1 protein-coding gene is annotated in these 232 nt (G+C 63.8%); it reads right to left on the bottom strand.

Features of this window, described 5'->3' with window-relative positions:
• Window positions 1–232, bottom strand: a 232-nt coding sequence (locus KZZ04_RS20915) for a hypothetical protein (RefSeq protein WP_219424137.1), incomplete at both ends; no start/stop codon positions are given.

Here is a 232-nt window from a genome sequence, read left to right on the forward strand (position 1 = left end):
GGCCCTGAACAGCTTGAGGAAGCTGCCATCCTGCAGGCGCAGGACTTTCGGCCCGAGACCATCTTCCTCGATAACGTCCGCGCCGCTGCGCAGGGCTTCAAACGCCTGCTGCTTGGGTGTTTGCACCGGCATGCGCAGCAGGCTGCCACGACGTTTGGCAATGCTCAGGCCCGCGATCAGGGCCAGAGGGATCCACAGCAGGAACCAGTGCTCCTTGGGCCGCGACAGAATG

Source organism: Pseudoalteromonas sp. CR1 (assembly GCF_019392235.1).
Taxonomy (GTDB): Bacteria; Pseudomonadota; Gammaproteobacteria; order Enterobacterales; family Alteromonadaceae; genus Pseudoalteromonas.